This is a genomic window from Paenibacillus sambharensis, from assembly GCF_003233845.1.
Taxonomy (GTDB): Bacteria; Bacillota; Bacilli; order Paenibacillales; family Paenibacillaceae; genus Paenibacillus_I; species Paenibacillus_I sambharensis.
Genome location: NZ_QKRB01000041.1, coordinates 133,100 through 143,190, shown reverse-complemented (window position 1 = coordinate 143,190; position 10,091 = coordinate 133,100). Strand labels below are relative to the sequence as shown.

The window sequence follows — 10,091 nt, the reverse complement described above, 5'->3', positions numbered from 1 at the left end:
CGGGGTGGAAGCGCAGCAATGCGTGCAGCTGACGAATACTAATCGGTCGAGGGCTTATCCTATTAAGAACAAACAAACCAGCTAAGTTCTACAACTTCATTCGCATCCGGTTTTCAGGGTGTAACCCATACACGAAGAGCGTCTATCCGTACTAACGGACAGACGCTTTTTTTATTTTTTCATATCGGAAATCACTCGAAGAGCTTCGTCAATCTCTTCATTAGTGTTGTAAATTCCAGGAGTAAATCGCGCATAGCTAATGTAATACGGAGCAGCAGTACATACGATATGGTGGCTTAACAGGTGAGCCACAGTTTGTTTGGTGGAATAGCCGTCAACCTCGAATGCGATTATTCCGGCGGACAAGCGCTCACTTACAGGGGTGTGAAGGGTAACATGATCCATACGCTGCAGCCGCTCCTTGCAATAACGGTTAAGTGCGTGGACTCGTTCTTTGATCTGTTCCTTGCCAATTGAATTCACGAATTTGAAGGCATCAGTCAATGCCCATCTGTGCTCCAGAGAATGAAACCCTCCTGGGGTCATCTGTTTGCCAGTCATCCGTTCCGGACGCTGCTTATGCTGGATGACATCACCCATCACTTCTGTAAAGGTAGGGATAACGGGATCAATGAGCTGCCAGGCCTGATCGCGTCCAGCAATAATTCCTGTTCCCCGCGGTCCGTATAACCACTTATGAGTACCGGCTACGAGGAAATCGCATTTCAATTCAGCGAAGGTTTCAGTCTCAATACCAAATCCGTGGACACCGTCGACAATAAAAATTACCTTTGCCTGTTCATCTCGGCTTTGATTTAGCTTCTCAATTTCCTCTCCTATATGCCGGATGGGAAGCTTTAAACCAGTATTGGAATGGACCCAACTTAAGCCAACAACTCGTGTTTTGTCAGTAATAGCCCCCATTACTGCGCTTATTATATTATCGACAGTCACCGTATTGAGGTCATCGTACAGCTTGAAATGACGATAGCTGGCACCTGTTCGCCGTGCACACATACGGATTGCTTCCAAATGGGAGTAGTAGTCATCCTCTGGTGCGACAATTTCCTGATCCTTCGTTAAGGTAAGTCCCATATATAACAGGCCAAGGCCCATTGTTGTGCTATCTGTTAATGCGATTTGATTGGGATCTTGCATGCCGAGATAACCTGCCGCCGCTTCTCTGACACGCTGGGCTTGTTTATTCTCATTAGCTAACGTGCACTGAACCGGGTTCAGGTCAATCTCGTCGCGGTATGCTTCGATAGCAAGCCGTACGGGCTCCGGATGTGAAGCGATAAATTGTGAAGAAGCCAGATGGATATAATCCGTTGATAAACGAAACTGCCTTCGTACAGCCTCCCAATTGGTCTGCTGCATCGCTGCCGATTCTACAGGTGACGGTGAGATTGTCGGTGTTCCCATGAACATGCACATCCTTTCTAATTCTTCAACCGCCATCAAGCTGAAAAATTCGATATTATGTACTATTCCCTGGTTTTCATTGTCCTCATTCGCGATAGCGGACTGTCCCTTTTTCCAACATCTTCATGCTTTATCTTCCGCTGAATTAGGAATAGTAAGGCGGAGTAAAGGTACATCTTACGGTATATCTGTATAAGGGAGGCCATAAATCATGAAGAAAACAGCAGTGTCACTGGCTGTCGCAGCAGGGTTGTCTGGTGTATTGCTCACGGGATGCGGTACAGACGGGAACAATCAAAACAATGGAATGACGACACAGGGAACCAATCGCATGCAGCAGCAGGGAGCAAACCGGATGCAGGGTGGTAACGGATACACCCGGACTAGAGATTCCCTACAAGCTAACCGAGCAGGAAATCAGACGAATGCCCAGCAAGGGCAGACACGTTCTGGCATTAACAGTGACCAGGTTAACCGTGACGTAAATGGTACTGGTCTGGGCGCTGGCGGATTTGGTACGATGGGCATGAACGAGCGCGGCGGCCGCATTACCAACCCGGGGGCTAACAACAATGGATCAGCTGGCTATGGTGTCCAGGCTCAGCATGCGGGACATGCGGCCGGAAATCAGGGAACGATGCAGCATGATATGACCCATGTGGACCGGAACCGGTCCGGTATCTATGGTTACGGCGTTAACGGTACAACCGATCTCTATCAGACAGCGAATACAATGCGGTCCGACAAAACAAAGCAAGGCGGCCATTCTTGAGCTATGGGCAAACAACCAGGCGAGCTGCTAAAGACGGTTTCCAGATGGTTTGAGGAGCACACGCACCAGCCAATCAGGATTGTGAAACGTGAGCAGGGAGACGTTGATCAAATCAGGATGAATATCGAGCATATTGGGTACAGAGACTCCCATACAGTAGATGATTATACGGATGGCTTGGCTTTGATGCTCTACGGTCAAGGAGAGATAATCAATAATCGCCAGCCAACCGAGCTGCCTCAGCCCATTTTTGAAATTCCTGTGGAAGGTTTATCTGCAGCAGAAGTAAATGACCATCAAATGGTCCTTATTACGGAGCGTGCCGCCTATTCCATTGATTCAATAGAGAGCTCCCATTAATTACAGATCGACCTTAATCCTATGGGATAAGGTCGTTTTTTTTTTTGCTTATTTGTATAAATTATCACCCATAGCTTCTTTGTTTATGTTTATAATGAAGATATTCAAAAACAAACAAATAAAAACTAGGAGGAACCAACATGCAATTCGGACTTCTTCATCCTGCTGATCAGATCCTGCTTATCATGGAGCGCATTTACCGGTATGGCATGACCACAACATCGGGCGGAAATCTATCCATTATGGATGATAACGGTGATATTTGGATCACACCAGCCGGCGTCGATAAAGGAGCGCTTACCAGAAGTGATATTGTCTGTGTTAAACCGGATGGGGAGATTGTCGGCAATCATAAGCCGTCGAGCGAGTTTCCCTTTCACCAGCTTGTCTACCGCACCAGACCTGATCTGAAGGCCGTTGTTCATGCGCATCCGCCCGCCCTCGTCGCATTCAGTATTGTGAGGCGGATACCGGATACCAGGCTGCTGCCCAATGAAGGCCAGCTATGCGGCGAAATCGGTATGGCGCCTTATGCTCTGCCGGGAAGCGTACAGCTCGGGGAAAATATCGCCGCTGTTTTTGCTGAGGGCAAGCACACGGTCATGCTGGAAAACCACGGGGTGGTCGTCGGAGGACATACGTTGTTTGACGCCTTTAAAATATTCGAAACGCTGGACTTCTGCGCCCGTCTGGAAATCAATGCAGAGCGAATTGGCAAGCCGATTCTGCTGTCCTCCCGTGAGTTCGAGCTTGTGAGAGCGAATCAGGATATACCACTGGCTAGCTTCGTGCCGCAAGGACATCCGACAGCCGAGCGTGAAGCACGCAGTGAAATGTGCAAGCTGATCCGCCGCTCGTATGATCAGCGTTTATTTACAAGCACGCAGGGAACGTTCTCGCAGCGGCTGGAAGGAAACAGCTTCCTGATTACCCCTTATGGTCTTGACCGTAATTATCTGGATGAGGGGGATCTGGTGAGGATCGAGAATGGGCAGGCAGAGGAAGGCAAGAGGCCTAGCCGTTCCGTTCACCTTCATCAGGCCATCTATGATCGGCACCCGCATATCAACTCGGTTCTGATCGCGCATCCGCCTAATATTATGGCTTTTGCTGTGACGGAAACCGTATTTGATTCCCGGACAATTCCGGAGAGTTATATTTTGCTGAGACGTACACCGAAGCTCCCTTTCTCTGCTGTTTACAGTGAACCTGCCCAAACGGCTGAGCTGTTTACGAAGGATAACCCGATCGCATTTGTATCTAACAACTGTGTCATTGTAACCGGCAGCAGTCTGCTGATGGCATTTGACAGATTGGAAGTGGCAGAATACAGCGCAAAATCAATCATTGATGCTTCATCTATCGGAAGGATTGTTCATATCGATGATGAGAAAATCCATGATATAGATATAGCCTTTAAGCTTTAGTCACATCATTGACCTTTGTTTACATCCGTTTTATTTTTGATATATGTATATTCAAAGATAAACAAAGATGTTATAATAGTCACAGCAAACAGAAATCAAAACTATTATATCGTCCGGAGGTACAAACAATGGTTCAAAGCTTATGGGATTCTTCGAAAGCGTCATCATTGCAAGGCGGCTTGGATGAGCTGGTCTACCGTTCCAATCTGATTGGTACAGACCGGAGGGTCTGCAACTGGGGTGGCGGGAATACGTCCAGCAAGACGGTTGTGAAGGATTTTCGCGGCCGGGATGTAGAAGTGATGTTCGTGAAAGGCAGCGGTTCCGATCTGGCAACGATGAAGGCCGGTAACTTCACAGGACTGCGCATGGAGGATATCCGTCCTTTGTTCGAGCGTGATGAGATGTCGGATGAAGATATGGTTGCGTATCTGGCAAACTGTATGATTGATGCGAAGCACCCGCGCGCTTCAATTGAGACGCTGCTGCATGCGTTCCTTCCATTCAAGCATGTGGATCATACTCACCCGGATGCCATCATCAGTCTCTGCTGTGCAGACAACGGCAAAGAGATTGCAAGAGAAATTTATGGTGACCGGTTTGTATGGGTCCCTTATGTACGTCCCGGATTTACACTGTCGAAGATGATCGCACAGGGCGTGCTGGATAATCCGAAGGCAGAGCTTGTCCTGATGGAGAAGCATGGTCTTGTCACGTGGGGCGAGACATCGGAAGCCAGCTATGCGAAGACTATTGAAATTATCAATGAAGCGGAAGCTTATATCGAAGCCAGAGTAAATAACGAGAAGCTGTTCGGCGGCGAAAAGCACGAGGCTCTCCCTGCAGAAGTTCGCCGGAGCATCGCGGCTGCTGTTATGCCTACGATTCGCGGAGCAGTAAGCGATACGAAGAAAATGATTTTGACTTTCGATGATGAAGCTGATGTGCTGAAGTTTGTCGGCGGTCATGACAGCCCTAAACTCTCGCAGGTGGGAGCAGCTTGTCCAGACCATCTCGTTCATACGAAGGTTGTGCCTTTGTTCGTGGACTGGAAGCCATCCGAGGAGGATGTGGAAGGACTGAAGGCGAAGCTTAAGGAGAGTATCGCGGCTTACAAGGAAGCGTATAAGGCCTATTTTGAACGGAACAAGCATGAAGGAGACGTTATGTTCGAGGCAGCCCCTCGTGTCATCCTGATCCCAGGCATCGGTATGATCAATACCGGCAAGAGCTGGTCGATGTCCAAGGTAAGCGGGGCGTTGTATCACCGGGCGATTGCAGTTATGCGCGGCGCAACGGCTCTGGGGCAGTTCGTTTCCCTAAGCGAAAATGAATCCTATAATGTCGAATACTGGCCGCTTGAGCTGTATAAGCTGTCGCTTGCGCCGGCAGAGGTGGAATTCTCCCGTAAGGTTGCCTTTATTACCGGCGGTGCTGGCGGTATCGGCAGCGAAACCGCACGCCGTCTGGTGTCCGAAGGTGCTCATGTTGTTCTGGCCGACCTGAATCTGGAAGGCGCACAGAAGGTTGCGGACGAGATTAATGAAGCCTATGGCGACAACCGGGCGATTGCCGTTAAGATGGATGTGACGAAGGAAGAGGAAGTTGCAGCAGCTTATAAGGAGACTGCGCTTACGTACGGCGGTGTAGATATTATTGTCAATAATGCAGGACTTGCAACATCCAGCCCATTCGATGAAACTTCGCTGAAGGAATGGAACCTGAATATTAGTGTGCTGGGAACCGGTTATTTCCTGGTTGCCCGTGAAGCGTTCAAGCTCATGAAGGAGCAGGCGATTGGCGGCAACATGGTGTTCATCGGATCCAAAAATTCGGTGTACGCCGGCAAGAACGCTTCGGCCTACAGCTCGGCGAAAGCGCTGGAGGCTCATCTGGCCCGCTGTATTGCAGCCGAAGGCGGCGAATTCGGTATCCGGGTTAACACCGTGCTGCCGGATGCAATTTTGCAGGGGTCGGCGATCTGGAATTCCAGCTGGCGGAATGAGCGTGCCGCAGCTTACGGCATTGAGCCGGACCAGCTCGAGGAGTACTACCGCAAGCGTACGACACTGCTGGTAAACATCTACCCGAGAGATATTGCGGAAGGAATCGCATTCTTCGCATCCTCGAAGGCAGATAAGACGACCGGCTGCATGCTGACGATTGACGGCGGCGTCCCAGCGGCATTCACTCGTTAAAAAGGAGGCTTGCTCCATGTTTCAGGCAAAAGGGGAAAAGCATTGGGTTATTCCAGACGGTTATATCCCTGAACACAGCTCAGGTGAGCTGACGAGCCACGAATCGGTGTGTGTGCTGAACTGCTCATCCGAAGAGGCTCTGCTCCGGTTTACCATATTTTTTGAAGACCGGGAACCGATGGAGGACATTCTCGTCGTCATACCCGGACGCCGCACGAAGCATATCCGTACCAGCTCGCTGATGAAGGAGGGAATGCCGATACCTGTCGGCGTTCCCTATGCTATAGAGGTCAAGAGCGACATTGATGTAATCGTGCAGTACAGCCGTCTTGATTCAACGCAGGCGGAGAACGCATTGATGTCTGTCATGGCTTATCCTGTCCGTTAAAGGGTCCAACCTACTACAAAGAGGTGTTATTATGTCCGATCGCGCATATTCACTGTTTGAAGAGCAGCAGAGAGCAAGAGGCATCGATCTGAGTCAGGTCAAAGAACAATTGAAAGCATTCCAGATTGAAACGCCTTCCTGGGGCTATGGTGATTCGGGAACAAGATTCAAAGTGTTCCAGAAGACGGGCGTTCCACGCACACCGTATGAGAAGCTGGATGATGCCGCCGAGGTGCACCGTTTGACAGGACTGTGCCCGTCAGTGGCGATCCACATCCCTTGGGATAAAGTAGACGATTACGGCAAGCTGCGCAGCCATGCGGAAAGCCAAGGCCTGAAGATCGGCGCGGTCAACCCGAACCTCTTCCAGGATGACGATTATATGCTGGGAAGCGTCACCAACACTGACCCGGCGATCCGGCGCAAAGCGACTGACCATCTGATCGAATGTGTGGATATTGCAAAAGAAACCGGCTCCAGGGATATCAGCCTCTGGTTTGCGGATGGAACCAATTATCCGGGACAGGGAGATATCCGCAAGCGCAAAGCATGGCTGCATGAAGCATTAAGCGAACTCTATAAAGCGCTTACACCAGATATGCGGATGCTCATCGAGTACAAGTTCTTCGAGCCGGCGTTCTATCACACGGATCTGGCTGATTGGGGCATGGCCTACAACTATGCACGCAAGCTTGGTCCGCAGGCTGAGGTGCTGGTGGATACAGGACATCATGCGCCAGGTACGAATGTGGAGCATATTGTTGCTTATCTGATTGATGAAGGGAAGCTGGGAGGCTTTCACTTTAATTCCCGCAAGTACGCGGATGACGACTTGATCGTAGGCACAACCAATCCGTATGAGCTGTTCCTTATCTTCTATCAGATTCTGAGCGCAGCCCGCGATGACGATGCAGCCATTCGCAGCACGGTGAGCAACATCGCGTATATGATCGACCAGTCGCATAACATTGAGCAGAAAATACCGGCAATGATCCGTTCCGTTCTCAATGCTCAAACCCAGTTTGCCAAAGCGCTGCTCATTAATCATGAGGAAATCGCGGAGGCGCAGGAGAAGCATGATGTGCTGGGTGCGGAGGATGCGGTGCGCCGCGCATTTGAATTTGATGTTACGCCGCTGCTTCACGCTTTCCGCGAGGAACAGGGCCTGCCGGTGAATCCCATGAAGGCCTATCTGTCGAGCAGCTATGGTAAGGATATACTCGCCAGAGGCAAGGGGGGTGCCAGCTGGTGACGATTCTCGCTTATGATCTTGGGGCGAGCAGCGGCAGAGCGCTGCTCGGCCGCTTAACGGACCGGAAGATCGAAGTGGAGGAAATTCACCGCTTCCCGAACGACCCGGTGCAAGCGGGCAGCCGTCTGCACTGGGATGTCCTCCGGCTTCTACATGAGCTGAAGCAGGGACTATTGAAGGCAAAGCACAAGGGAGAGCAGCCGAAGAGCCTTGCGATTGACTCCTGGGCGGTGGACTTCGGACTGATCGCGAAGAACGGCGAACTGCTTGGCAATCCCTATCATTACCGGGACCACTATACGGAAGGCATGATGGAGAAGGTGTTTGCCAAGGTACCGCAGGCGGATATTTTTGCCCGTACCGGCATTCAGTTTCTTCCCTTTAACACGATATACCAGCTGGCAGCCCTGAAGGAAACGGATAGCCCGCTGCTGCGGGAAGCTGACCGATTTCTCATGATTCCTGACCTGCTCCGCTATTACCTGACCGGGGAAATGGTCAATGAGTTTACGAATGCAACCACTACGCAGCTCTATAACCCGCTGCAGGAGGGCTGGGATCAGGAACTGCTGGAGGCGATCGGTATTCCGGAGAAGCTCTTCGGCCCTGTGGTGCACCCTGGCACCGCTGCCGGAGAGCTGCAGCCGTCACTGTGCCGGGAGCTTGGAATTGACTCTATTCCAGTGATTACGGTCGCTGAGCATGATACAGGCTCAGCTGTAGCGGCTGTTCCGGCACTTAGACCGGACTTTGCCTATTTAAGCTGTGGAACCTGGTCGCTTATGGGTACGGAGGTAGCGAAGCCGGTTATGACCGAGCAGGCGCTGCAGCTTAATTTTACGAATGAAGGCGGCGTTAACCATACCTACCGGCTGCTTAAGAACATCATGGGGCTGTGGATCCTGCAGGAGCTGAAGCGGGAATGGGAACGGCAGGGATTGAACTATACGTTCCCCGAACTGGTGGCTCTTGCGAAGGATGCGGGTCCATGGACATCGCTTGTTGACCCGGACGATCCGCTGTTCCTGCATGCAGGGGACATGTCACCACGAATTCAGGCGTACAGCAGCCGGACTGGACAGCGGCAGCCTCAGCAGCCAGGTGAGTTTGTGCGTTGTATTTTGGAAAGCTTGGCTTTAAAATACCGTTATGTGCTGGAATGGACGGAACAGCTGTCCGGGCAGCGGTTTGAAGGGCTGCATATGGTGGGAGGCGGCATTCAGAATGAGCTGCTCTGCCAGTGGACGGCAGACGCCATCGGCAAACCGGTATGGACCGGTCCTGCTGAGGGAAGTGCGATCGGGAATCTGGCGGTCCAGTGGATCGCCAGCGGGGAGTTCGCCAATCTGCAGGAAGCCCGGCGGGTCATCCGCGATTCGTTCCCGGTCGGCATCTACGAGCCGGTTGACCGGGAGCGCTGGGAGGAGGCTTACGGCCGGTTCCTGCAGCTCGCCAGCCTGCCAACATAACGAGGAAATGAGGGAAGCGGCATGCTGGTCGCAGAACGATACGAATTAATAGTACAGCTGGTGAATGACAGGGGAAGCATCAGGGTTTCCGAGCTAAGTGAATTGTGTCAGGTAACGGAGGAGACGATCCGGCGGGATCTGGACCGTCTCGAGCAGGCCGGCAAGCTGAGGCGTTCACATGGCGGAGCTGTCAGTGTCAAGGATCAGCAGCCGGAGATCCCTTATTTCGAGCGGGAAATCACCCATGCGGAAGAGAAGCGCCGGATCGCGGAGGAAGCCATCCGGCAGATTGAGCCGCGCGAGCGGATTTTGCTGGATGCGAGCTCAACAGCCTGGTATATGGCCTCAATTATGCCGGATCTGCCGCTTACGGTGCTGACCAATTCCATTAAGGTCGCGATGGAGCTGAGCGGCAAGGAGAAAATTGAAGTGATATCGACAGGCGGCATTCTCGCCCAGCGCTCCCTGTCCTTTATTGGCCCGCTGGCGGAACGCTCGCTGGATGCGTACCATGTGGATAAAGCGTTTCTTTCCTGCAAGGGCGTCCATCTGGAACGCGGCGTCAGTGAGTCCAATGAACTGCAGGCGAGAGTGAAGCAGAAGATGTTTGGCATGGCGGACAAGGTGTTCCTGCTTGCGGATTCGAGTAAGTTTGGGGTGCAGGCGTTCACCCATGTAGCGGACTTATCACAGGTGAATACCGTCATTACCGACAATGGAGCGGATGAGGAAGCCTGCAGCCTGCTCAGGAAGCGCTCGATACATGTGAAGACGACATAAATCACAGGCCTTTTTAAAAT

9 protein-coding genes are annotated in these 10,091 nt (G+C 51.6%); 8 read left to right on the top strand and 1 reads right to left on the bottom strand.

Translation table 11 applies throughout. The features are described 5' to 3' along the window. Nucleotides 1-171: 171 nt before the first annotated feature. Nucleotides 172-1,431: an aminotransferase class V-fold PLP-dependent enzyme gene (locus DNH61_RS08965; RefSeq protein WP_181438629.1), complete on the bottom strand. Its 1,260-nt coding sequence runs from the start codon at nucleotides 1,429-1,431 to the stop codon at nucleotides 172-174. A gap of 205 nt (nucleotides 1,432-1,636) precedes the next feature. Here DNH61_RS08965 and DNH61_RS08960 point away from each other — a divergent pair, with 205 nt between their 5' ends. The 8 genes from DNH61_RS08960 (at nucleotide 1,637) to DNH61_RS08925 (ending at nucleotide 10,071) form a co-directional block, all read left to right on the top strand. Next, entirely contained in the window at nucleotides 1,637-2,197 is a 561-nt protein-coding gene (locus tag DNH61_RS08960) for a hypothetical protein (RefSeq protein WP_111146312.1), read from the top strand. Between the two features lie 3 nt (nucleotides 2,198-2,200). Then, the gene (ymzB, locus tag DNH61_RS08955) at nucleotides 2,201-2,557 is read left to right on the top strand and encodes a protein YmzB (RefSeq protein WP_111146311.1); all 357 of its coding nucleotides are present in this window, start codon (nucleotides 2,201-2,203) and stop codon (nucleotides 2,555-2,557) included. Nucleotides 2,558-2,697: 140 nt separating this feature from the next. Beyond that, nucleotides 2,698-3,984 (top strand): class II aldolase/adducin family protein, encoded by a 1,287-nt coding sequence (locus tag DNH61_RS08950; RefSeq protein ID WP_111146310.1) that lies wholly within the window; start codon nucleotides 2,698-2,700, stop codon nucleotides 3,982-3,984. A gap of 128 nt (nucleotides 3,985-4,112) precedes the next feature. After that, nucleotides 4,113-6,182, top strand: coding sequence for a bifunctional aldolase/short-chain dehydrogenase (locus DNH61_RS08945; protein WP_111146309.1), 2,070 nt, complete (start codon nucleotides 4,113-4,115; stop codon nucleotides 6,180-6,182). 16 nt (nucleotides 6,183-6,198) lie between these two features. Next, nucleotides 6,199-6,570 carry a sensory rhodopsin transducer gene (locus DNH61_RS08940; protein WP_111146308.1) on the top strand — a complete coding sequence of 124 codons (372 nt, stop codon included), beginning with the start codon at nucleotides 6,199-6,201 and terminating at the stop codon, nucleotides 6,568-6,570. A 31-nt stretch (nucleotides 6,571-6,601) separates the two neighbouring features. Continuing rightward, nucleotides 6,602-7,822 carry an L-rhamnose isomerase gene (gene rhaI, locus DNH61_RS08935; RefSeq protein ID WP_111146307.1) on the top strand — a complete coding sequence of 407 codons (1,221 nt, stop codon included), beginning with the start codon at nucleotides 6,602-6,604 and terminating at the stop codon, nucleotides 7,820-7,822. Further along, nucleotides 7,819-9,291: a rhamnulokinase gene (locus DNH61_RS08930; protein WP_111146306.1), complete on the top strand. Its 1,473-nt coding sequence runs from the start codon at nucleotides 7,819-7,821 to the stop codon at nucleotides 9,289-9,291. Before rhaI ends, DNH61_RS08930 begins: the two co-directional genes overlap by 4 nt. Nucleotides 9,292-9,312: 21 nt before the next feature. Next, nucleotides 9,313-10,071, top strand: a complete 759-nt coding sequence (locus tag DNH61_RS08925; protein WP_111146305.1) for a DeoR/GlpR family DNA-binding transcription regulator — start codon at nucleotides 9,313-9,315, stop codon at nucleotides 10,069-10,071. Nucleotides 10,072-10,091 lie beyond the last annotated feature (20 nt).